Raw genomic sequence first — 25126 nt, 5'->3', positions numbered from 1 at the left:
TCTTTAAACAAAGAATGAAAATCATAAAATTAGCTCTAAGGATAATAGAAACTCTCCACAAAGAAGAGACAGAGATGAAGACTCCAAAGACTTCATCATCACCATCTTTCATTATTTTGTTAACGTACTAATTTCATACAAAAATTTGTCCATCAGTAGAAATAGCATTTGCAACTGCTTCATCATTAGCCTCATCCGGTAACAGCATATCATTATGCGCACACCCTGATGGAATCATAGGAAAACAGTTTTCTAAATTAGCAACACGACAATCGAAGAGAACTGGCTTATCACAATTAATCATTTGCTGAATTTTATCATCAAGTTCATCTGGATGTGAACAACAAAGACCAACCACTCCGTAAGCTTGTGCCAATTTTACAAAGTCAGGCATCGATTCCGTATAAGAATGAGAAAGGCGATTGCCATGCAACAATTGCTGCCACTGTCGGACCATACCCATATACTGATTATTTAAAATAAAAATTTTCACTGGTGTATTATGCTGAATTGCTGTTGAGAGCTCTTGAATATTCATCTGAATTGAAGCATCCCCAGAAATACACAAAACAAGCGCATCAGGATGTGCAATTTGAACACCAATAGCAGCAGGAAGACCATAGCCCATAGTCCCAAGGCCACCAGAAGTCATCCAATGGTTTGGTTCATCAAAACGATAATATTGCGCTGCCCACATCTGATGCTGTCCAACATCAGTCGTGACATAAGCATACACATCTTTGGTAAGTGCATAAAGCCGTTCAAGAGCATATTGTGGCATAATGACATCTTTTTTCTTCATATATGCTAATGAATTACGAGCTTTCCAGCGATTGATTTGCTTCCACCACGCCTTACGACTTTCGCTTTTAAATATTGGCTGCTGGATATGCAAGCGACGATTGATATTTCCTAAAACATCAGCTACATCGCCAATAAGTGGAACTTCTACTTTTACAATCTTATTGATAGAAGAAGGATCTATATCAATATGGATAATACGCGCATGAGGAGCAAACGCATCAAGCCGCCCAGTAATACGATCATCAAACCGTGCACCAATAGCCAACATAACATCACAATCATGCATGGCCATATTAGCCTCATAGGTTCCATGCATTCCAAGCATTCCAAGCCAATTCTTGCCAGAAGCAGGATAAGCACCAAGTCCCATAAGCGTCGAAGTGATCGGGAAGTCTCCTAGTTGAACCAAATCATGCAAAAGCTGTACAGCTTCAGGGCCAGATGAAATGACACCACCACCAGAATAAATAACAGGGCGTTTTGCTTCTGCTAAAAGAGAAACAGCACATTCGATAGTCTTAGTATTCTCTTTAAACTGTGGACGAGAACGCAGAGATGCCGAAACTTGAGGAGCTCTATAAACACCTGAAGCAAATTGCACATCTTTAGGAATATCAATCAAAACCGGCCCTGGACGTCCTGATTGAGCAATAGAAAAAGATTCATGAATGATTGCTGCAAGATCATTCACATTTTCGACCAAACAATTATATTTAGTACAAGACTTTGTAATACCAACCGTGTCAGCTTCTTGAAAACCATTTGTTCCAATCACAGTTGTTGGAACTTGACCAGAAAAACAAACAAGTGGGATAGAATCCATAAGCGCATCTTGTAAAGGTGTCACAGCATTCGTTGCCCCTGGACCAGAAGTCACCAGCATAACGCCTACTTTCCCTGTACTACGTGCATAACCTTCAGCAGCATGACCCGCTGCTTGTTCATGACGCACCAAAATATGACGAACTGCATCTTGTTGATAAATAACATCAAAAATAGGAAGAACAGCTCCACCAGGATAACCAAAGAGATGTTTAACCCCTTGATCAATAAGAGCTTGAACCACCATTTCAGCACCCGACATTATTTGTCCGTCTGCATTCTCTTGCAATCTTGGATAATCTGTCATTTTTCCCACTCACCTACTTGGTAGCATAATAAAAAAGCCCCCGAAGGAGCTCATAAAAAAAGGCTCCGAGAGAGCCCATTACACACAAAACATACATCGCATGCCCCCCCACTTCGCATAAAAAACGTAAGAAGAATATTCCTTTATGGCAGGGTATTTTAATTCTATTGATGTCATTCGTCAATAAAAAATTATATTTCCTAAAAAATCTCTATTCACTACTATCTTTCTGATTTTTTTCAAACTTCTCACCTCTTTTATCAAGAAATAGGCGTCCACTCTTCATCAAATTGATTACGAAACCATGTCATTTGCCTTTTTGCATATCTCCTTGTCTGTGTTTTTACTGCTTCAAGAGCATTCTCAAAACTTCTATATCCATCTAAATAAGCTATAAATTCAGGTATACCAATAGCCTTCATCGCTGGTAACAAAGGGGAAATCATGAGCTTTTTCATAGCAACCACTTCTTCTAAAACACCTTTTTCAAACATAAAGTCCAACCGCTTATGAATACGTTCATAAAGCAATTGACGTGATGGAATGAGAAGAATTTTTTCGGCACAATTTGGCACAATCAAAGGGGGAGTTTTTTGTTTCTGCCACCAGCTTAGCTTCTTATCAGTTGCATCATAAACTTCCAAAGCACGGATGATACGCTGACCATCTTGTGAAGAAATTTTCTCAGCGAGAACAGCATCAACCTGCAACAACTGACGATAAAGGCTTTCAGCTCCTTCTTTATCAAGCCGAAATCGCCATTTCTGTCGCACAACATCTGGAACATGAGGAATTTTTGCAATCCCCTCTAAAAGAGCACGAAAATACAGCCCTGTTCCACCAACAAAAATAAGTGATTTCGACGTAAATGTAGTCAACAATTTCTCAACATCACGCGACCATTGCCCTACTGAATAATTCAGAGTAGGACTCACATAACCATAAAGATAATGTGGAACAATTGCAGTATCAGCCTCCGTTGGCCGTGCCGTTAAAATATTTAAAACATCATAAACCTGCATTGAATCAGTGTTGATGATAAGAGCATTTTTTTCTTGGGCCATCTGTAAGGCAAGCGCTGATTTTCCACTTGCTGTTGGCCCCGCTATCAATGTAATCGTTCTCTGTATCATGAATGGAAATGCCTATATCCATTAATCAACAACTTATTGCAACACACATAATCAACCCCCAAATCCCTTCATTTCATTCACCGTGTCAAAGAGTGAACTCTTCAAACAAAATACAAGCAAAAAAATTCTATAATTAATACAGAGAAAGCGCCTATAATTATTCTACCACTTTTGAAAAAATGAACACAATAATAACTCCTAAAAAAGCCTCAAAGCATTTCCTTTTGCTATCATTATGCAATAATAAAACACAACCACGAAATTTTTTCAGGATGACCATCATAAACAAACATACTTTTTACAATTCTATACAGAAATAAATGATATTTTTTATAATAAATCTCCAGCAAATTACTTTCTTAAAGCACTCATTTCCCTCATATTGTTTCTTTCCCATCAACCACAAAACAAGACGCAACAACTCTCACAAATTATGAGCTCTAATACGAATCTTCCTGTAATAATTGCTATTTAAAGAACCGAAGCAAGTAAACAATCATCTATCGCATACGCTTATAACGATAACAGAGACATAAACGGTTAAACACACATTCAAAAAATAATCTCCAAAGCAACAATCCACCCCCAAATATCAATCTATTGGAATCGTTACGAACCGTAACTCTCCATCTGGCTGAGCAACAATGCATAGAGCATTTTTGCGTCCAGCTTCACGTAATTTGTGAATACGTTTTTTAGCCTCATCAATTGTTGTGACAGAACTTTGATTAATATCAACAATCACTTCACCAATGCGAATACGCTTTTTATCTGCCGCGCTATTTTGTGTAACAGATGTCACCACCAATCCTCGAACCTTATCCGTAATTGAATAACGATGACGCAAATCCGCTGTCAGCTCAGATAATGTCATTCCCATAAATTGTACTGTCATGCTTTTCGATACAGAACTGTTTTTTTCATCATCGGATTCTTCTTCTGTATTTTCATTTGCGTCTGTCTCAATCAAACGACCAAGCTTAACCTGTACAGTTTTCTCCTGCCCGTCCCGAAAAACAGTAACATCTACCACTTTTCCTTCTGGACTTTCCGCCACTAAACGCGGTAAATCACGTGCATGCTTAATTTTCGCATCCCCAAAGGAAAGAATAACATCTCCATCCTGTAACTGGCTATTATCGACATTCGCCTGTTCTATTTTACCAGCAACCAATGCCCCCACAGCGTCGTCTAGTTTCAAACTTTTTGCAATATCTTCTGTCACCGGTTGAATACGAATAGCTAACCAACCACGCCTTATTTCTCCAAAATCACGTAACTGATTAATCACAGAAAGAGCCATATCGGATGGTATTGCAAAACCAATACCAATAGACCCTCCAGAAGGCGAAATAATTGCCGTATTAATCCCAATCACCTCACCATTTCTATCAAACAACGGACCACCAGAACTTCCTCGGTTAATCGCTGCATCTGTCTGAATAAAATTATCATAAGGACCAGCATTAAGATCACGATTACGTGCAGAAATAATACCAACAGTTACACTTCCACCAAAACCATAGGGATTCCCGATAGCCATCACCCAATCACCAATGCGTGCTTTTTCTGAATCACCAAAACGCACAGCCTTTAATTTTTTATTTCCTGCATCCACCTGAAGTAATGCTAAATCAGTTTTGCTATCCTTTCCAAGCAATTTTGCTTTCAGCTTTGTACCATCGGTAAAATTAACTTCAATATCATCAGCATCAACAATAACGTGATAATTTGTAACAATAAGTCCTTTTTGCGCATCAATCACAAAACCAGATCCCAAAGAAGGTACCTTTTGAAACTGACTATCCTTTTGACCATTTTTAGGTGTAAAAAAATCACTAAAATATTCTTGCAATAATGAATCTTTCGGAATAACAGGTACCGAAGTGTACTCATCCTGTTCGGTTCCTTCAACAATTTGTGCTGTGGAAATATTCACAACCGTCTCCAAAAGCTCAGCGGCTAAATCAGGAATCGGAAGATGTGTATTCTTTGTCTCCTCCCCCCAAGAAAAACTGATTGAGGTTAATAAAAATAAAACCACACAAACAACAATTTTCGTAGCAAAAAACTTCAAAAATGTATTTCTACCCATGACATGCCTTTAACAAAATGCTGCAAAAAGCCTCACTAAATTTATTTATGCAAAATCAGTATGGCCCAATACCCTAGCTCTTATCATAAAAGAAAGCGACCACTGACGACACTTCTCATATCAAAGCTCCTTCAACAATCTACTGTGTCATCTACTCTTTCCCAAGATTTGGATCAATTTTACTGAAGCCAGTATCCATTGGTGATGAAAACTTTCTATTTGCTTGCAGAGGATGACGGAAATAGAAAAAGAAATCTTCGTTTGGTGAAATCACCATAGGAACACGCTCCAAATTTTTGTACTGTTCCATCGCTAACCAAAAATCATAAAAAGACGGATTAGCTTCTCTTGCATTCAATAAAAGACGAATGCTTTCAGCCTGACCTTCACCACGAGTAATTTCAGCATCACGCTTTGCAGCTGCTACAATTTCTTCATATTCACGATTAGCTTCCGCCACAATACGATCCCGCTCCTGCTGCCCACGAGCACGAATATTTTCCGCTGCAGCTTCACGTTCAGCTGCCATTTGCCGATAAACATCCTCCGACACCGCATCAGTCAAATCAGTTTTGCGGATACGCACATCAAGAATGGTGATACCCAATGAACCTGCATCTACAGAAAACTGTCGTTGCACTTCAGTCATCATCGCTCCCCGTTCATCTGATAAAGCTGCCTTAAACTCTCGCTTACCATAAACGGCCCGCAAAGCATCTATAAAACGCGGCGCAAGATTTTCACGCGCAGCAATTTGCGGACGCCCTGAAGCAATGCGCTGTAAAAACAACTTAGGATCCGTAATACGATAAATAAAGAACGCATCTACTTCATAATAAGCACCACCACGAACCTGTACAGATTGTGTGGGAACATCATAACGCAATAATCGGTTATCAATAACAATCATCTTATCCACAAAGGGCATTTTCAAATAAATCCCAGGATCAGACTCTACCTTAACAATTTGTCCAAAACGCTTAATTGCCACTTGTTGACGAGGATAAACAATAAAAATAGACATCCACAAGACCATCAAAAGAAGCACTATGGTACTAAACATAAAAACGAAACGAGACTGCTGCATAATTAGCGTCCTTCAGAAATGCGAGAATCTAATAACGATGTAGAATGTGCTGATATTTTTTTCGTATTTTCTAATGAATCGCCACGTAGCAATTCATTCAGAGGTAAATAAGGCACTGCCGGAGAATTTACTTGGTCAAGAACCAACTTATTTGATGAAGAAAGAATACGCCCCATTGTCTCCATATAAAGTCGATAACGCGTAGCCTCTGGTGAGATTGCTGCTGCACGAGCTATAGCCTGAAAACGCTCAGCACGTCCGCGTGCCTCTTCAACCATTTGCGCCTTTTCACCTTTTGCTATTTCCCGTGTACGTGAAGCTTCACCATTTGCTAAACCAATCTTAGTAAAACGCACACGATTGCCTTCTTCAATCATTCGCCCGCGTTCCTGCTCTGCTTGCTGAACAGAATTAAACGCAGCGGCAACCTTCGTAGGAGGAGCAGCTTCACTGATAGAGACACGGCTTATTTCAACACCAAGTTGATATTTATCTACAGTCAACTGAATAACTTTTCTAACATCATTAGCAACTTCTTCTTTCTTGTCACGTAAAACATCGTCAACAGGTCTTGAACCAATAACTTCACGCATTGCACTCTCTGCAACTTGACGAACTGTCCCTTCTTGATCACTCACATTGAATAAAAATTGACTTGGACGTGAAATCCGATAGTAAACAGAGAAGTTGACATTAACAATATTCTGATCACTCGAAAGCATCAAACCTTCACTTTGTTGCGCCTGACCAGACTGACCACCAATCGCGATTGTTTTTTCCGTTAAAGGCACTTTCATATAGGTCTCAATTGGCCAAAAGTGAAAATGCAAACCATCTCCGATGATTCCTTCCTTAGGAACACCAAAACGCAACTCCACAGCTTGTTCATTTTGCTGAACGATATAAAGCGACTGATAGAGCAAAAAAAACACGGCAAGCAGAAGCAACAGAACAAAAATCCCACTTCTACCAACTTGCTTAAACTGATCCTTCCCTTTACGCAAAATATCATCAAGATTGGGACCATTATTACCACTGTTATTATCCCCAGACCCAAAAAGATTCTTAGCTGGCGCTTTCTTATCGCCACCCGATTTATTTTTATCGCCGCTCCATGGGCCGCCACCATTTTGATTTGTCCAGGGCATTATCACCTCTTTAACTGACTACCATTAATTAAATATTAACTATTCACTCGCTCTTATAGGATACCTCTTACCCGATTACAATGTAAAGAACAGGCTTCCTCCACTTAAATTACAAACGATTACTTCCGCTCATAAACCATAAAACGTGATGGATGACTGTCTTTAACTCCTTCTGGAATATATTGTGTTTGTATAATAGTCCACTTTTCTTTATCGAAAACAGGAAAAAAGCTATCACCTTTAATGGAAGCTAAAACTTCTGTAAGAAATATTTTATCAGCAATAGGCAACCCTTGTTGAAAAATTTCACCACCACCAATAATAAAAACTGCATCTGCACTATTTTGAGAAGCCACCCTTTTTGCAACCGAACAAGCCTGAGATAAAGAGTGTGCAATAACAGCGCCTTCAGCTGCGAAAGCACGATTGTGAGTAATGACAATATTTGTGCGCCCAGGTAAAGGACGGCCAAGAGAATCCCAAGTCTTTCGACCCATAATAATGGGTTTACCGAAAGTCAAAGCCTTAAAGCGTTGTAAATCCGTCGACAAATGCCAAGGCAAAGCACCTTTATGACCGATAACACCATTTTCTGCAATAGCTGCAATTAAACAAACTTGAAAAATCATATTGCCACCGGTGCTCTAATATGTGGTTGAGCGTCATAACTAAGCAATTCAAAATCTTCAAATTTAAAAGAAAAAAGATCTGTTACCTCTGAATTTATACGCATAAACGGCAAAGCATTTGGTACACGTGACAACTGATATTGAGCTTGTTCAAAATGATTAGAATAAAGGTGGGCATCACCAAGGGTATGAATAAAATCTCCTACTTTAAGTTTGCTCACTTGCGCAATCATCATCGTTAATAACGCATAGGAAGCAATGTTGAATGGAACACCTAAGAAAATATCCGCTGAACGTTGATAAAGTTGGCAAGATAATTTACCATCAGCAACGTAAAATTGAAAAAGACAATGACAAGGAGGAAGAGCCATTTTCTCTATCAATGCGGGATTCCAAGCAGATACAATTAAGCGACGAGAATCAGGCGTTTCTTTGATCATAGTTAAAAGGTTATTAATTTGATCAATATGTCTTCCATCGGGAGCAGGCCAAGAACGCCACTGATAACCATAAATAGGACCAAGGTTTCCCTTTTCATCAGCCCATTCATCCCAAATTGATACACCATGTTTCTTCAACCATGCAATATTTGTATCACCTTTAAGAAACCACAAAAGCTCATAGATGATCGAACGCAAATGCAGTTTCTTTGTTGTTAACAATGGGAATCCAGCTTGTAAATCAAATCGCATCTGATACCCAAAAATCGATCGCGTCCCAACACCAGTGCGATCTGTACGATCAATGCCCTGATGTAAAACATGTGATAAAAAATCAAGGTAGGTTTTCATATTAAGATTATGGACGATTCTATCGATTATAGAAAATAAAAACTGTAAAATTCGTAAAAATACAATTCAAATCAAATCTCTCTTCTCAAAACGTCTTGCACAAGAATATTACTACTATCTAATTAAATTTTTGACGCAAAAGATAAAATACTGTAGAAAATTTTTAGGGGTCTAAATAAACGTAAACATAATTATAAAGGGATAGACTTATGGTGAATGAAGCAGCTCTAGCACCGCATGATACAAGGAGGCGTATCTTTGCTATCATATCTAGTGCATCAGGTAATTTAGTAGAATGGTACGACTTTTACGTTTATTCCTTTACATCGATTTATTTTGCATCACAATTTTTTCCCTCTGATGGTAATGTTGTTGCACAACTTTTACAAGCTGCTGGTGTTTTTGCCATTGGTTTTCTTATGCGTCCTATTGGAGGATGGCTCTTCGGATTTATTGCTGATCGTTATGGACGCAAACGCTCGATGCTTATTTCTGTTTTTATGATGTGCAGCGGTTCGTTCTTAATAGCAGTACTTCCTACCTATGAAACCATTGGAATGGCAGCAGCAGTTCTTTTACTCTTACTTCGAATGCTTCAAGGACTTTCTGTCGGCGGTGAATATGGCACTACAGCAACTTATATGAGTGAAGTTGCCCTCAAAAATCGCCGTGGGTTCTTTAGCTCTTTTCAATACACTACGCTGATTGGTGGACAACTTTTAGCCAGCCTTGTGATATTCATTCTAGCGCTTTATCTCACAGAAGATCAGTTAAAAGCATGGGGCTGGCGTATTCCTTTTGCAATTGGTGGATTAGGAGCAATTGTTGCGATTTATCTCCGCCGTTCTCTTCATGAAACAACAACCGAAGAAAGTCGTTCTAAAAAGCAGGCTGGTAGTCTTATAGAGCTTTTACGCAATCACGGAAAAGCTTTCTTTTTGGTTATTGGCTTTACAGCTGGAGGATCGCTTACATTTTACACCTATACGACTTATATGCAAAAGTATCTGATCACGACTACCGGATTTGATAAACATACAGCCACAACTATAATGACAGCTGCACTCTTCGTTTTTATGTTACTTCAACCTTTATTTGGCTTTCTAGCTGATAAAATTGGTACAAAAACTTCACTCCTCATGTGGAGTATTTTATCTATTATCTTTACGATTCCTGGGCTTAAAATGATTGCTGACGCTAATGAGACAAGGGTTGCTTTATTAATCATTATCGGAATGCTATGCATTATGAGTTTTTATACGTCCATTTCTGGTATCGTAAAAGCGGAAATGTTTCCTTCTTCAGTACGTGCAATGGGAGTTGGGCTCTCCTATGCTATTGCTAATGCATTATTTGGTGGATCAGCCGAATATGTAGCACTTTGGTTAAAAAATATGGGATATGAATCTGTCTTCTATTTTTATATAACCGGCATGATGATAATTGCATTTATTGCAGTTATCTTGATGCCCGATGCCAGAAAAAAAGGATATCTTCAAGGTGATGGAATCCATTAAAGTTTCCTGTGCTGAATCAAAAGCCCTACTAGGGCTTTTGATTATGATAATCGTATAAATTCAGTATTAACAATCCTTTATACGCTTTTCTTTGATATAAACCATGAGAAGTATATTCTCTCACTATATTATCAGTATGTTATTTTTTCTACCGAATTCGGTACACTTAGATTAAAAAACATTTTATTTGTTTAAAATACCTTCACTTTTTTATCAAAATAAAAGAAAAAAGAGGTTATTATCTAATAATGATGATCCTTTATTGAAAATAATTTCTCTTCATGACAAAAACATACCGACCTTATTTTGAAACTCTCAAAAAACGAAAATTTTCACCGCATTATAATGCAATACCTTAAAATATGGAAAATTTGTCAAAAACACCAAGCACTGCACAACACACTCAATAACACTATTATATGCCTTAATGTTTAGCTAAATTGATAATGAGGAAACAAAAACAACGGTTTTCTTAATCACATAAACTTTTCTTCCTCTAAGAAAATCACAAAACACAGTATAATTAAGAAAAATACAATCTCTTATGAAGATTAGATTTCTTCATCCTACTACAAAAATAAAGAACTCCAAAGACATAAAAATATAATCAAAATAATCTGTTTCAAAAAATTGTTATAATAAATTATCATTATACAATTGAATTTTGATGATACAAATCGTAAACAATTTTAAATAGAGAAAAGAAATATTAAAAGGGAATTACTTAATGAAAAGCAAAACAACTTTAGCACCACATGATACAAGAAAACGTATTTTTGCTATCATATCCAGTGCATCAGGAAATCTCGTAGAATGGTATGATTTTTATGTCTATTCCTTTACGTCTATTTATTTTGCATCACAATTTTTTCCCTCGAATGGCAATACCGTTGCGGAACTTTTAAAAGCCGCAGCTGTCTTTGCTATGGGTTTTCTTATGCGCCCTATTGGAGGATGGGTCTTCGGATTCATTGCTGATCGTTATGGACGAAAACGCTCAATGCTTATATCTATTTTTATGATGTGCGGTGGGTCTTTCCTCATCGCCATACTTCCAACTTACGAAACTTTGGGAACAACAGCGGCCTTTCTTCTACTTTTAGTCCGAATGCTTCAAGGACTTTCAGCCGGCGGTGAATATGGTACAGCAGCAACGTATATGAGCGAAGTTGCCCCTAAGAATCGTCGTGGGCTTTTTGCTTCTTTCCAATATGCCACGCTTATTACAGGTCAACTTCTCGCCAGTTTCATTGTATTTATTCTAGCACTTTACCTCACTGAAGATCAATTAAAAGCATGGGGCTGGCGTATTCCTTTTGTGATTGGTGGCTTCGGAGCAATGATCGCTATTTACCTCCGTCGTTTACTCCATGAAACAACAACAAAAGAAAGCCGCTCTCAACAAAACAGTGGTAGTCTTAAAGAAATTCTACACAATCACAAAAAAGCTTTCTTCTTGGTGATGGGTTTTACAGCTGGAGGATCACTCACATTTTATACCTATACGACTTATATGCAAAAATACCTGATCACAACGACCGGATTTGATAAACACACTGCGACAACAATCATGACTGCTGCACTCTTTGTTTTTGTGTTACTCCAGCCCCTATTTGGTTCTCTAGCGGATAAAATTGGAGCAAGAGCTTCACTTATCATTTGGAGTATCTTATCCATCATCTGTACAATTCCTGCACTTAGAATAATTGGCAGTGCCAATAACGCATGGGTTGCGTTATTCATCATCCTTGGAATGCTCTGTATTATGAGTTTTTATACATCCATCGCTGGTATCATAAAAGCAGAATTATTTCCTGCTTCAATCCGAGCAATAGGTGTTAGCCTCTCTTATGCTATTGCTAATGCATTATTTGGCGGATCCGCTGAAGCTGTAGCACTTCAATTTAAAAAAATCGGGTACGAATCTGTATTCTCTTTTTATATAATCTGCATGATGATCATTGCGTTCATTACAATTCTCCTTATGCCGGATATAGACAAAGGAGGATACCTTAAAGATAATGAGATCCATTAAATTTTCTATATGAAATAAAAAAGCCTAAGAAATTGGGCTTTTTTCCATTGTTGCATAAAAATCCCATTTTTGTATCGTATAAATTTTATGAAGTGTATTTAATTATTTGGCTGCCAAATTAAAAAATCACACGGCTTCTTCTGCAATCACCAGACATCACCTCTGCAATTTTTGAAATTACTGTTTTTGCATTCCACTCATCAATACCGAAGGCATCTTGAACCTATCTTTCAAGGTATTATCTTCCTTTAGATCCGGTTTGATAACTTTTATCCTCATAAACTAAAAAAATACAGCTTTCAAAAGACATAAACAGTTAACCCAATTAAGCTGTCTCAAAGAACTTTTATAAGAAATTATCATTATACAATTGAATTTTGATGATACAAATCGTAAACAACTTTAAATAGAAAAAAATAAACTATAGATCTAGAAGGGGAGCACTTCATGAAAAATGAAACAACTTTAATACAGCATGATACAAGAAAACGTATTTTTGCTATCATATCCAGTGCATCAGGTAATCTTGTAGAGTGGTATGATTTTTACGTCTACTCATTCGCGTCAATTTACTTTGCACCACAATTTTTTCCTTCAGATGGCGATGTTGTTACCCAATTTTTAAAAACTGCAGGAATCTTCTTTATTGGTTTTCTTATGCGCCCAATTGGAAGTTGGCTCTTTGGCTTTATTGCTGATCGTTACGGACGTAAACGCTCAATGCTCATATCTATTTTTATGATGTGTGGTGGCTCTTTTCTCATCGCCATACTTCCAACATATGAAACTTTAGGGAGAACTGCGGCAATTCTCCTGCTTTTACTTCGAATGATACAGGGACTTTCAGCCGGAGGTGAATATGGTACAGCAGCAACTTATATAAGCGAAATTTCCCTTAAAAATCATCGCGGTCTCTTTGCTTCTTTCCAATCTACAACGCTTATTACTGGTCAACTTTTAGGCAGTTTTACTATATTTATTTTGGCACTTTATCTAACGGAAGATCAATTAAGAACATGGGGCTGGCGTATTCCTTTTGCGATTGGTGGATTAGCAGCAATAATTACACTTTATCTACGTCGTTCGCTTCATGAAACAACCACTAAAGAAAGCCGTTCTAGAAAACAAACTGGGAGTCTTAAAGAGCTTTTAAGCAAACACACAAAAGCCTTTTTTGTAATTGTTCTCTTCGCCTCTGGAGGCTCTCTCACATTTTATACCTGTACGACTTATATGCAGAAATATCTAATCACGACTACCGGCTTTGATAAACATACCGCTACAACTGTGATGACTGCCGCACTCTTTATTTTCATATTACTTCAACCCGTATTTGGTATACTAGCTGATAAAATTGGAACAAAAAATTTACTTATTATTTGGAGTGTACTCTCTACTCTCTTTACGATTCCTGGACTTATCATAATCGGTCATACGGATAATAAATGGATTGCGCTATTAGCCATTATTGGAATACTCTGTATCATGAGCATGTATACATCCATCTCTGGTGTCGTAAAATCAGCGATGTTCCCCTCTTCAGTGCGAGCACTAGGAGTTGGTCTCTCTCATGCTATTGGTAATGCATTACTTGGTGGTTCTGCTGAATACGTAGCACTTGGATTAAAAAATATGGGATATGAATCACTCTTTTATTTTTACGTAACCGGCGTGATGATCATTGCATTCATTGCCACCCTCTTTATACCGGATATGAGTAAGGGGGGATATCTTCAAGAGGATGATCCCCATCAAAACTTCTCACATTAAGAGAAAACGAAAAAGCCCAAGTAATTGGGCTTTTTTGTAATAATTGCATAAAAATTTAATTTTTATACTTAAATTTTATGAAGTGCATTTAATTGTTTAGCGACCAAATAATAAAAAGTCATACGACTTTTCCTACGCTCTCCAGACATCATATCTGCAATTTTCGAAACAGCTGTTTTAGAGCTCTGCACATCGGCACCTAATACATCTTGAACCCATTTTTCAACGCGTTCCAACTCTTTTGGATCTGATGTAGCAACCAACGATGCATCCTGCTTTTGCATCACCAAAGCCAAACGCTGTCTTAGCCGTTCTATGGCAGCCCCATCAGGATTTGGATCATATAATTTAATATCTGCTAGATCATTTGTCATTCTGCAACATCTCCTCTCCAAAAATTAGCGGCTGTATTGTTACAACCACATCTAGATATAGCTTATAAATAATTAGAGGATTTAAAATATTAACAACCCCCCCTTTCCGAAAGGCTGTTCTTCATCTATATTTAAGGAGCTGGCTTGCCGGCTATGGTAATAAATGGACGGTGAAATAAACCTATTGGACCCGGGGGCGGTACCCGGCGCCTCCACCAAAGTATAATCTCTATTGGTTATATTTTGGTGGGGGCGAAATAGGATCGACAAAGGCGTAAAGATCGCTCTTTTACTCGGCATAGTACCACCGTTATCGGACTAAATGAGTAGTTGCAAATGACAACTATGCGGAAGCACGTCTCGCCGCTTAAGGTGGTGTGAATGCTTCAAATTAAGCCTTAAACCGTCGCAGGTTTAAGCGGGGTTCGAAGGCACCTGGCAACAGAAGCCTTCACTTTTGTTAATATTATTGATTGATCTATTAGATATTATTTTTCATAAAATTTCACATTATTTTCGGTTAATTTAGATGCATCGTAGACAAAATATTGCTATCTTTAGAATACATTCTATTGCACAATATTGTCTATTGAACAATATTGTGCACGCTCGTCTTCTGCGTGAAATAAAGGAATATTCGATGATTCAAGATCAAATCCGTTACGATATTCTCGTTCAGGATGCGCTTCGTGGGGTTATCCGTAAAGTTTTATCGGAAGTTTCTAAAGCAGGTCTTCCGGGAAACCATCATTTTTTTATTACCTTTTTTACAAATGTTCCAGGTGTGAAAATTTCTTCTCGGCTTAAAAATCGTTATCCGGAGCAAATGACAATCGTATTACAACATCAGTTTAGAGATTTAAGCGTTTCAGAAACTGCCTTTGAAGTAACGCTCTCTTTTAGAGAAATTACCGAAAAATTAGTGATTCCTTTTACTTCTATCCAAGTATTTTATGACCCTGTAGCGTCATTTGAAGCAGCATTTGACCTACCCTCAAATCTTAACCTTAGAGAGAGTAAAAACTCAGAAAATACACCATCCACACCTATCGTTCTATCAGATAAACAAAAAAAAGAAAATACGCTCACAAAAGAACAAAATCTCATTACAAATCAGGAAACCTCAAAAAATGAGGCCAAACAAAGTGCTGATGTTGTCTCATTAGATTCTTTTAGAAAAAAATAAATATTTCATGACTGAACCGATTAACCTTCGCCAATTTCGAAAACGAAAAAAACGTGCAGAAAAAGCTGTCCATGCAGAAGAAAATCGCTATCGTTTTGGACGAACAAAAGCTGATAAACTTTTAGAGAAAAAAGAAACTTTAAAAGCGCAAAAAATTCTCGATCAAAATCGTTTATGGTGCGACGAATAAGAGTGAAAAAATGCACGAAAATAATCTTATTGATTGGAAAAAAGCGGTCCCCAAAAAAATATCTGTACGCATTGGTGGACACACAACAAGCGTATCTTTAGAGCAACCATTTCTAGACATTCTCAAAGCTATAGCACGCAAAAAAGGACAATCTTTAGCCTTTATTATCACCGATTTTGACAGCAAAAGACCACAAAAAGTGAGTCTTTCGGCTTCATTACGCGTTTATGCACTTCAAAACGTTCTTACTCAACGCCTTTAATGCTCGTTTTATTTGGTTTACAATCTTTGTCTTCTTATTCAACGGAAGCTGTTGCGACTTTTTAAAGAAAATATTTTTAGGTCTAGCACTCAGATGAAAAAAATACTACACAAGAAGGTATAATGAATAATTTTTTCGATAACATGCCATTTTTCGAAGATGAATCTCCGCTCCAAAAGTATGAAAATAACCCTAGGTTAGTTGCTCATACTTCACAATATGATGCCGATTATTTAAAACAACTTAATTCCGAACAACAACAAGCTGTGATGAATACTCAAGGGCCTCTTTTAGTCCTTGCGGGTGCTGGTACGGGAAAAACACGTGTTTTGACTACGCGCATTTCTCACATTTTACGCTCTGGGCTTGCCTCTCCTCAGCAAATACTTGCTGTAACTTTTACCAACAAAGCAGCACGCGAAATGAAAATGCGTATTGGTGCACTTATTGGTGAAATTGTTGAAGGTATGCCTTGGCTTGGAACTTTTCATTCCACCGGCACAAAAATCCTGCGTCGCCATGCAGAACTTGTTGGTTTAAAAAGCAACTTTACAATTCTTGATAGCGATGATGTCCTTCGACTTTTAAAACAGCTTATTCAAGCAGAAGGATTGGATGATAAACGTTGGCCCGCACGAAATCTCGCTATAATGATTGATTCTTGGAAAAATCAAGGGATTTCACCAGAACACATTTCAGAAAGTGATGCCCATTCCTTTGGCAACGGCATGGGACGCAAACTCTATTACAGCTATCAGGATAGACTAAAAAGTCTTAATGCCTGCGATTTCGGCGATCTCCTGCTTCATTCTATCTCTATCTTTCAACATAATCCAGATATTCTTCACGAATATCATTTCAAATTTCGCTATATTCTTGTGGATGAATATCAAGATACGAATACAGCACAATATCTTTGGCTTCGCCTTTTGGCACAACAACCTAAAGAACACCATGTCAACCTCTGTTGTGTTGGTGATGATGACCAATCTATTTATGGGTGGCGTGGCGCTAAAGTTGATAATATATTGCGTTTTGAAAAAGATTTTTCTCCTGCAAAAATTATTCGTTTAGAACGCAATTATCGCTCAACATCACACATTCTCAAAGCTGCTTCTCATCTCATTTCTCATAACCAAGAAAGACTTGGAAAAACACTTTTTTCTGATCAAATAAATACAGAAGAAGAAGAAAAAGTAAAAATTCATGCAGCATGGGATTCTGGGGAGGAAGCGCGGGCAATTGGAGAAGAAATTGAACGTGTACAACAAGCCGGACATTCATTAAATCATATAGCAATATTGGTGCGCGCATCATTCCAGATGCGTGAATTTGAAGACCGCTTTGTCACACTTGGTCTTAACTACCGCGTCATTGGTGGCCCACGCTTTTATGAACGAATGGAAATACGTGATGCCATGGCTTATTTGCGCGTTGTTGTTCAACCAGCAGATGATTTAGCTTTTGAACGCATTATCAACACGCCTAAACGGGGCTTAGGGGATGCAACCCTACGCACTCTTCATGAAAGTGCACGTGCACGCTCTATTCCTCTCTTTGCTGCTGCAGCAACAATTATTGAAACGGATGAGCTAAAACCAAAAGCACGCAGTTCATTGCGAAGCATTATTGAAAACTTTCGCCGTTGGCAAAATATGCTACAATACACCCCTCATAGAGAACTTGCCGAAACAATCCTTGATGACTCAGGATACACAGCTATGTGGTTAGAAGATCGCTCACCAGAAGCACCAATACGGTTAGAAAATCTCAAAGAAATGATCCGCTCTATGGAACAATTTGAAAGCCTTCATAGCTTTTTAGAACATGTTGCACTGGTAATGGACGCTGATAACAATGAAAATACCGATGCGGTCAACATCATGACTCTTCATTCAGCCAAAGGACTTGAATTTGAAACAGTTTTTCTTCCCGGCTGGGAAGAAGGGCTTTTCCCCCATCAGCGCTCATTGGATGAAGGAGGCCGTTCGGGTTTAGAAGAAGAAAGGCGCCTAGCTTACGTAGGGCTAACAAGAGCAAAAAAACATTTGCATATATGGTTTGTATCCAATCGAAGAATTCATGGATTTTGGCAACCAGCACTTCCATCCCGTTTTTTAGGGGAATTACCAGCAGAACATATAGAATTAATAGGAATAGAAACATCTTATGGTGGTTATGGGAAATCGCACTCTAAACAGCAAAATCCCTTTTATAATAATTATTCCAAATCAAGATGGAAACGTGCACAAAAAAACATTGCCCAATCAATCTCTGAACCTGCTTCAGACTTCTCAATCAATGATCGGATTTTTCATATAAAATTTGGTTATGGTCATATTACAGCAATAGACAACCATAAGCTAACTATTATATTTGAAAAAGCGGGAGAAAAGCGTGTACTCGATAATTTTGTAAGCAAAGCCTAATAAAATTATCTTTCTTAACAAAAAACATTTTCTCATTTTATCTTAATTATTTCCATTTGTGAATAAAAGCCTCGATTGGAAGATTTTGCATATCAGACAATGCACTGTAAATTTTATCAAGCGGCCAATTCCACCAAGCCATCTCCAAAAGCATATGAATCACATAATCAGAAAAACGCATCCGCAACAGCTTTGCAGGAATACCAGCAACAATCATATAAGGTAAAACATCTTTTGTTATAACAGCGTTAGCACCAATGATAGCACCATGTCCAATTGTTACCCCAGGCATAATAACCGCACCACGTCCAATCCATACATCATGTCCAACAATAACACGTTTTACACGACGCCTTTCACGAAAGGAACTCTCCAACGGCATATAACGAAAATATTCGTTAGGACGATATGTTATTTTATGTGTGGAAAGGCGTTCCATAGGATGCTCTAGCGCATTCACACATACATGAGATGCAATAGAACAAAACCGCCCAATATCGCTATAAATAGCTTCACTATTACGCTCAAAATAAGAAAAATCTTCAACCATTACATCACGCAAAATCACCCGCTCATTGATTTCCACATAGCGTCCCAATTTACATCCATGCAGCCGTGCTGTCGTATGAATACGAGGCTCACTCTCACGGAATCGAAGATCTCTCTCAATATTCATTCATCTTCTACCAATTATTTTTCTATAAATAACATGAAAGAACATACCGACTAGCGAAACAAAATCAACCATGAAACAGAGATTGCAAAGTTAACTAGCCAATGTTACAATTTTTTGATCTATCTAAGAAAGTCAAACTATGAAAAATGTAATACGTATCTTGGGGCTAACAGCCATATTTCTTATAGGCATTTTTATTTATGATACGTTGAGAAATAAACCTCTAGGCGATAATTTTATACTCACTGATTCCAACGGAAAGACTATCACCGAAATTGATATTCGAAGCAAGCCTTCGATAATTTTCTTTGGCTTTACCATGTGCCCTGAGAGCTGCCCTACTACGCTAATCAATCTTGATCGATGGCTGACAGCTCTTGGACCAAGAGCTGATAAATTAGGAGTATGGTTTGTCACTGTTGACCCTGAACGTGACACACCAGAAGTACTTCATGATTATCTCAGTAATTTTAACAATAAAATTACTGGTATCAGTGGAGATCCTGAAAAAGTTCATAAAATGATAGATTCTTTTAACATCGTTGCTGAAAAAGTACCAGGAACAGATGGTAACTATACATACAACCACACAGCAGCAATCTTTTTACTAAAAAAAGGCGGAAAACTAGCCGGTGTTATTCCCTATGAAATTGAAGAAGGCGGAAACGAATTAAAAGATGCTATCGCCATTGAACGGCTTAAAAAACTCGTCTCGAATTAAATAAAAAGTTTGTTAAAAGAAAGAACAAAATGTCGCAACAAATTCGTCTGTATTGTACTATTTTTAAAGAGGAAGCAGAACAGTTTTATACTCTTATGGAAACAGCCTTTGATGAAGAAGGATATCCTCTTGCTCTTGCAGAAGTAGATGAAAAAAATGCCGTGTATGAGCTGTCACTTTATGTAAATAAAGAAAACCAAGAAAATGCCTCAAAACGTTTTTCAAATATCCTTTCTATAGATCCCAATAAAATTAACCACGAAATTTTACCTGATATTGATTGGGTTCAACAAAGCCTTCAAGGACTGACACCTGTGCGTGCTGGTCCTTTTTTCTTACATGGAAGCCATAGCCGAAGCGACATTCCACCAAATGTTTTGCCTATTGAAATTGAAGCTAATCAAGCTTTTGGCACCGGACATCACGGAACAACAGCTGGTTGTTTGGAAATGATTGCCAAAGTAATGCAAAATGAAAATCCACAAAATGTTCTTGATCTTGGTACCGGTAGCGGTGTACTAGCCATTAGCATCGCAACGCTCAAGCCTATTTCTATACTTGCGTCTGATATTGATCCCATTGCTGTTCAAGTTGCACAACATAATATCGAACTCAATGATGTAAAAGAATATATTACAGCTGTTACAGCAACAGGTTTTGCCCATGATCAAATTGCATCACGTGCACCATTTGATCTGATCGTTGCCAATATCCTTGCCAATCCACTCATTGAACTTGCACCAGAAATGGTACAAGCACTTCAAAAAGGTGGATCACTTATACTCTCTGGAATTTTTGAAGAACAACGCACCTCTGTATTGGAAGCTTATGTTAAACAAGGCTTACAACACATTGAAACATACCACCGTCAAGAATGGGTTACGATACATCTAAAATAAAAGAAAAGGACGTTGCTATGTATCAATCTTTTGAGGCGACAACAAATCCTACTCATGCTCTCGAACGTATTACCTTTCTTCGTAAAGAACTCGATCGCCTTGGACTAGATGGCTTTCTTGTCCCACGTGCAGATGAACATCAAGGAGAATATGTCCCCCCACATGCTCAACGTCTTAGCTGGCTTACTGGCTTTACTGGATCATCAGGTATTGCACTCATTTTAAAAAACAAAGCCATCATATTCACAGATGGGCGCTATAAACTCCAAGTTCGCCAACAAACTGATCCTAATATTTTTGAATATGAAGACCTCATAACTTACCCACCTTCACAATGGCTTGAAAAAAATGGGCGAAAGCTTTCTATTGGCTTTGATCCATGGCTCCACACCATTGCCGCTATAGATACATTGAAAAATGCATTAGAAATGAAAGCAAGTGGGAAACTTATAACAGTTCAACAAAATCCCATTGATCTTATCTGGCATGACCAACCACCATTACCACAATCTGCCTTATCGATTCATCCTCTCAAATATGCAGGATGTAATACCGATGAGAAGCTGTCCTTGATTCACAAAAATATCGAGCAAACCAATGCAGATGCTTTTATTTTCACAGACCCCTCTTCTATTGCATGGATATTCAATATACGTGGCAATGATGTTTCCAACACACCTTTTGCCCTTTGTTTTGCTCTTATTCCCATCAAAGAAGCACCCACCTTATTCATTAACGGCGCAAAACTGGGTATAGAACAGAAACAATATCTGGAACGTTATGCAAAATTATACGAACCAGAACAGCTTATTCCAAAAATCAAAGATTATGTTCAAAAGAGAGCAATTTTTGCCTTAGATCCACAACTAACGTGCGAAAAATTACGCACCACTATTGAAGAACAAGACGGCTCTTTTATTACACTTGCTGATCCCGCTGCTCTACCACGTGCCATTAAAAATAGCACAGAACTAAACGGGGCACGCAAAGCACACCTGCGCGATGGTATAGCCCTTACGCGTTTTTTTTCTTGGTTAGATAAACAAACACTAGGGTCCATAAATGAAATTTCTGCTGCTCAAAAATTAGAAGAATTTCGCATAACAACAGCAAAAGAAATGGGAGAAAAGCTTGAAGATCTCTCTTTTGATACAATTTCAGCAGCAGGAGCAAATGGTGCCATTGTTCATTATCGTGTAACGACTAAAACAAATAAACAACTCAATGCTGGTGAACTTTATCTTGTAGATTCAGGTGGACAATATCGTGATGGCACAACAGATGTCACACGCACAGTAGCAATTGGGAATATTGGAGAAGAAGAAAAACGCTGTTTCACTCTTGTCCTCAAAGGCATGATTGCTCTTTCAACCGCACGATTTCCAAAAGGTACACGCGGACAAGACATTGATTCTCTAGCACGTATTGCCTTATGGAAAGCAGGTTTTGATTATGCCCATGGCACTGGTCATGGAGTTGGATCTTTTCTCTCTGTTCATGAAGGACCACAAAATTTTTCGCGCAATGGGTACCAAGAATTGATTCCTGGAATGATTATTTCTAATGAACCTGGATATTACCGCGAAGGTGCTTTTGGGATTCGTATTGAAAATTTGATGATTGTAAAACCAGCACAAAAAATGAACGGTGGAGATACAGAAATGCTCTCGTTTGAAACACTCACACATTGTCCCATTGATCGACGCTTAATTCTCCCAGAGCTTTTGACACTAGAGGAGCAACAATGGCTCAACGACTACCACGCACATGTTTATCAGATTAATGCACCTTACTTAAATGAAGAAGATAAAGAATGGGCAAAAGAAGCAACCATGCCTCTTTAAATAAAATAGCACAAACATCTTCTAATTATTCTTACAGGACACCGCATTTTTTCTTTTTAAGAGAAAGTATGTTTGCATGAGTAAATACAAAAAATGTTTCTATTATATCGCTGTTCTGAAAGATAACATTTTACAGCACGAAAGGTAATTATTAGAGTTACATATTAGCTTTTAATGTCAATAAATCACACCTGATCAAAAATGACAAATACTAGAAAATTCACCATGCTTGAAGAAGATCCACCCTAAACATACTGCCTATCAATCAACCGCAGCCAAGTCTCTTCATCTATAACCTCAACACCTAATTCTTGCGCTTTAGCTAACTTCGATCCTGCCCCAACTCCTGCAACAAGAAGATCCGTTTTTTTAGAAAGAGAACTGGAGGTTTTTGCACCTAATCGTTCTGCCAATGCTTTTGCTTCATCGCGTGACATTCGTGCCAAAGTTCCTGTAAAAACAATTATCTTTCCTGCTATTGGTGAAGAATCTGTCATCACAAGTTCTTCATCAAGAGGCGTTACTTCATTCAACAAGACAGACAAAACCTCGCGGTTATGCGCTTCTTGATAAAAATCAATAATTGCGCTCCCTACCTGTATCCCGATTCCCTCGATACTTGTAAGCTCTATCCAAGCCTCATTGCCTTGTTCATTTCCCTTATCACATGGCATAATCGCGGCCATCGCAGTAGTCTCGAAAGCAACATAATTTTGATAGGCGCGCGCAAGACGTCGTGCATTAACCTCACCAACGTAGCGAATTCCTAACGAAAACAAAAAACGGCTTAAAGGAATTTTTCGGCGTGCATCAATGGCATCATAAAGTTTACGAACTGAAACAATACCAAAACCTTCCACATTTTCTAAACGCGTCAAAGATTTTTCTTGGCGCCGTTGTAAAGTAAAAATATCGGCTGGTGTATGAATACAAAGTGTCTCATCTTGAACACGGAAAAAAAATTCCACTTGTTTTTTCCCAAGCCCCTCAATATCGAAGGCATTACGCGAAACAAAATGACGAATACGCTCAATCGCTTGTGCTGGACAAATAAGCCCCCCTGTACATCGACGTATAGCTTCACCTACTTCACGAACGGCATGACTCCCACAAGCAGGACATAAGTGAGGAAAAACAAAAGCAGAAGCATTTTTTGGGCGCTTTGTAGCAACAATATCAACAATTTGAGGGATCACATCACCAGCACGTTGTACAATCACTGTATCACCTACACGAATATCACGCCCTTCACGAATTGGCTCTCCTTTATGACCAATTCCCTTAATATAATCCTCATTATGCAAACTTGCATTAGTAATCACCACACCGCCAACGGTAATAGGTGCAAGACGAGCAACAGGAGTTAATGCTCCAGTTCGACCTACTTGAATATCAATGCCTTCTAAAAGCGCCATAGCTTTTTCTGCTGGAAATTTATGCGCAATTGCCCAACGTGGCGAACGAGAGACAAACCCCAAACGCACCTGTAGCATCAAATCATTAACCTTATAAACAATCCCATCAATATCATAATTTAAGGAATGACGAAGCTCTTCGATATCATGATAATATGAAACAATCTCCTTTAATGTATTAAAAACTTCTGTTAATGGATTGATAATAAAACCATATTCTTTTAGCTTTTTCATCATCCCTATTTGGCTTTCTGCCGGCATTTCACTTACTTCACCCCAAGCATAAGCAAAAAATTTAAGCTTTCTACTTGCGGTTATCCGTGAATCAAGCTGCCGTAGCGAACCAGCTGCAGCATTCCTAGGATTAGCAAAAGCTAATTTTCCCTCTTCCTGTTGATTCATATTAAGCTCTTGAAAATCTTTCCGTCCCATATAAACTTCACCACGAACCTCAAGAATATCGGGAAAATTACCTTGCAATACTTTTGGAATATCAGAAATTGTCCATGCATTCGCAGTAACATTTTCACCTACATATCCATCACCACGCGTTGCGGCCCGCACAAGCCTTCCTTTCTCATAACTCAAAGATAAAGATAAACCATCAATCTTCGGCTCAGCTGTTATTTCCAAAACTTGTGTTTCTGGAAGTCGTAAAAAGCGACGAACGCGCTCAATAAATTCACCGACATCTTCAAAACTAAATGCATTATCAAGAGAAAGCATCGCCTGTGCATGAACAGATTTTTCAAACTTTTCAGAAATCGGTGCACCAACTCTATGTGAAGGAGAATCTTCACGAATGAGCTCTGGAAAGAGAGCTTCAATTTCTGCATTACGTCGACGAAGAGCATCATATTCTGCATCGGAAATTTCGGGCTGATCATTAGTATTATAAAGCAGATCATGACGCGCAATCTCTTTTGCCAACCACTCCAATTCACTTTCTGCTTCAAGAGCAGTTAAGTTTTTAATTACACCCTTGTTCATAA

General features: G+C 38.2%; 20 protein-coding genes and 1 other RNA gene. 11 read left to right on the top strand and 10 right to left on the bottom strand.

What is annotated here, in order from left to right; translation table 11 throughout:
- Positions 1-133: 133 nt before the first annotated feature.
- The 7 genes from GQO39_RS02315 to GQO39_RS02285 form a co-directional block, all read right to left on the bottom strand.
- Positions 134-1933, bottom strand: a complete 1800-nt coding sequence (locus tag GQO39_RS02315; RefSeq protein WP_156850777.1) for an acetolactate synthase 3 large subunit — start codon at positions 1931-1933, stop codon at positions 134-136.
- Between the two features lie 260 nt (positions 1934-2193).
- Entirely contained in the window at positions 2194-3066 is an 873-nt protein-coding gene (gene miaA / locus GQO39_RS02310) for a tRNA (adenosine(37)-N6)-dimethylallyltransferase MiaA (protein ID WP_156850776.1), read from the bottom strand.
- A gap of 592 nt (positions 3067-3658) precedes the next feature.
- The gene (locus GQO39_RS02305) at positions 3659-5161 is read right to left on the bottom strand and encodes a Do family serine endopeptidase (protein ID WP_156850775.1); all 1503 of its coding nucleotides are present in this window, start codon (positions 5159-5161) and stop codon (positions 3659-3661) included.
- A 151-nt stretch (positions 5162-5312) separates the two neighbouring features.
- On the bottom strand, positions 5313-6248 hold the full coding sequence (gene hflC / locus GQO39_RS02300; RefSeq protein WP_156850774.1) for a protease modulator HflC: 936 nt from the start codon (positions 6246-6248) through the stop codon (positions 5313-5315).
- A gap of 2 nt (positions 6249-6250) precedes the next feature.
- Complete coding sequence (gene hflK, locus GQO39_RS02295) at positions 6251-7396, bottom strand: FtsH protease activity modulator HflK (RefSeq protein ID WP_156850773.1); 1146 nt, start codon at positions 7394-7396, stop codon at positions 6251-6253.
- Between the two features lie 119 nt (positions 7397-7515).
- A complete protein-coding gene (locus tag GQO39_RS02290; RefSeq protein WP_156850772.1) occupies positions 7516-8025 on the bottom strand; it encodes a dihydrofolate reductase in 510 nt (169 codons plus the stop codon).
- The gene (locus GQO39_RS02285) at positions 8022-8816 is read right to left on the bottom strand and encodes a thymidylate synthase (RefSeq protein WP_156850771.1); all 795 of its coding nucleotides are present in this window, start codon (positions 8814-8816) and stop codon (positions 8022-8024) included. The genes GQO39_RS02290 and GQO39_RS02285 overlap by 4 nt, the downstream gene beginning before the upstream one ends.
- Before the next feature lie 209 nt (positions 8817-9025).
- Between GQO39_RS02285 and GQO39_RS02280 the strand changes: the two genes are divergently transcribed.
- The 3 genes from GQO39_RS02280 (at position 9026) to GQO39_RS02270 (ending at position 14138) form a co-directional block, all read left to right on the top strand.
- Positions 9026-10333 (top strand): MFS family transporter, encoded by a 1308-nt coding sequence (locus tag GQO39_RS02280; protein ID WP_156850770.1) that lies wholly within the window; start codon positions 9026-9028, stop codon positions 10331-10333.
- A 727-nt stretch (positions 10334-11060) separates the two neighbouring features.
- Positions 11061-12368, top strand: coding sequence for an MFS family transporter (locus GQO39_RS02275; protein WP_156850769.1), 1308 nt, complete (start codon positions 11061-11063; stop codon positions 12366-12368).
- 447 nt (positions 12369-12815) lie between these two features.
- A complete protein-coding gene (locus GQO39_RS02270) occupies positions 12816-14138 on the top strand; it encodes an MFS family transporter (RefSeq protein WP_156850768.1) in 1323 nt (440 codons plus the stop codon).
- A gap of 68 nt (positions 14139-14206) precedes the next feature.
- Here the strand turns inward: GQO39_RS02270 and GQO39_RS02265 are convergent, their stop codons facing one another.
- Positions 14207-14512 (bottom strand): DUF2853 family protein, encoded by a 306-nt coding sequence (locus tag GQO39_RS02265; protein WP_156850767.1) that lies wholly within the window; start codon positions 14510-14512, stop codon positions 14207-14209.
- 99 nt (positions 14513-14611) lie between these two features.
- Here GQO39_RS02265 and ssrA point away from each other — a divergent pair.
- The 5 genes from ssrA to GQO39_RS02240 all read left to right on the top strand — a co-directional run bounded on the left by ssrA (position 14612) and on the right by GQO39_RS02240 (position 18579).
- Positions 14612-14968, top strand: a transfer-messenger RNA (tmRNA) gene (gene ssrA / locus GQO39_RS02260).
- 184 nt (positions 14969-15152) lie between these two features.
- On the top strand, positions 15153-15698 hold the full coding sequence (locus tag GQO39_RS02255; RefSeq protein WP_156850766.1) for an SspB family protein: 546 nt from the start codon (positions 15153-15155) through the stop codon (positions 15696-15698).
- 7 nt (positions 15699-15705) lie between these two features.
- A complete protein-coding gene (locus tag GQO39_RS02250) occupies positions 15706-15888 on the top strand; it encodes a DUF4169 family protein (protein ID WP_007553407.1) in 183 nt (60 codons plus the stop codon).
- Positions 15889-15898: 10 nt separating this feature from the next.
- Entirely contained in the window at positions 15899-16150 is a 252-nt protein-coding gene (locus GQO39_RS02245) for a ribbon-helix-helix domain-containing protein (RefSeq protein WP_156850765.1), read from the top strand.
- 122 nt (positions 16151-16272) lie between these two features.
- Complete coding sequence (locus GQO39_RS02240) at positions 16273-18579, top strand: ATP-dependent helicase (RefSeq protein ID WP_156850764.1); 2307 nt, start codon at positions 16273-16275, stop codon at positions 18577-18579.
- Positions 18580-18625: 46 nt separating this feature from the next.
- Here the strand turns inward: GQO39_RS02240 and GQO39_RS02235 are convergent, their stop codons facing one another.
- Positions 18626-19255 carry a DapH/DapD/GlmU-related protein gene (locus tag GQO39_RS02235; RefSeq protein WP_007553410.1) on the bottom strand — a complete coding sequence of 210 codons (630 nt, stop codon included), beginning with the start codon at positions 19253-19255 and terminating at the stop codon, positions 18626-18628.
- Positions 19256-19394: 139 nt separating this feature from the next.
- Between GQO39_RS02235 and GQO39_RS02230 the strand changes: the two genes are divergently transcribed.
- From GQO39_RS02230 to GQO39_RS02220, 3 genes are read left to right on the top strand one after another with little or no spacing between them, the layout of a single operon-like run.
- Positions 19395-19976: an SCO family protein gene (locus tag GQO39_RS02230; RefSeq protein ID WP_156850763.1), complete on the top strand. Its 582-nt coding sequence runs from the start codon at positions 19395-19397 to the stop codon at positions 19974-19976.
- 29 nt (positions 19977-20005) lie between these two features.
- A complete protein-coding gene (locus GQO39_RS02225) occupies positions 20006-20875 on the top strand; it encodes a 50S ribosomal protein L11 methyltransferase (RefSeq protein WP_156850762.1) in 870 nt (289 codons plus the stop codon).
- A 17-nt stretch (positions 20876-20892) separates the two neighbouring features.
- Positions 20893-22719, top strand: a complete 1827-nt coding sequence (locus GQO39_RS02220; protein ID WP_156850761.1) for an aminopeptidase P family protein — start codon at positions 20893-20895, stop codon at positions 22717-22719.
- Between the two features lie 245 nt (positions 22720-22964).
- Here GQO39_RS02220 and ligA read toward each other — a convergent pair whose 3' ends face one another.
- Entirely contained in the window at positions 22965-25124 is a 2160-nt protein-coding gene (gene ligA / locus GQO39_RS02215; protein WP_156850760.1) for an NAD-dependent DNA ligase LigA, read from the bottom strand.
- Positions 25125-25126: the final 2 nt, after the last annotated feature.

It is taken from the genome of Bartonella refiksaydamii (assembly GCF_902652675.1).
GTDB classification, from domain to species: Bacteria; Pseudomonadota; Alphaproteobacteria; order Rhizobiales; family Rhizobiaceae; genus Bartonella; species Bartonella refiksaydamii.
This window is presented reverse-complemented; position numbering and strand designations above follow the sequence as displayed.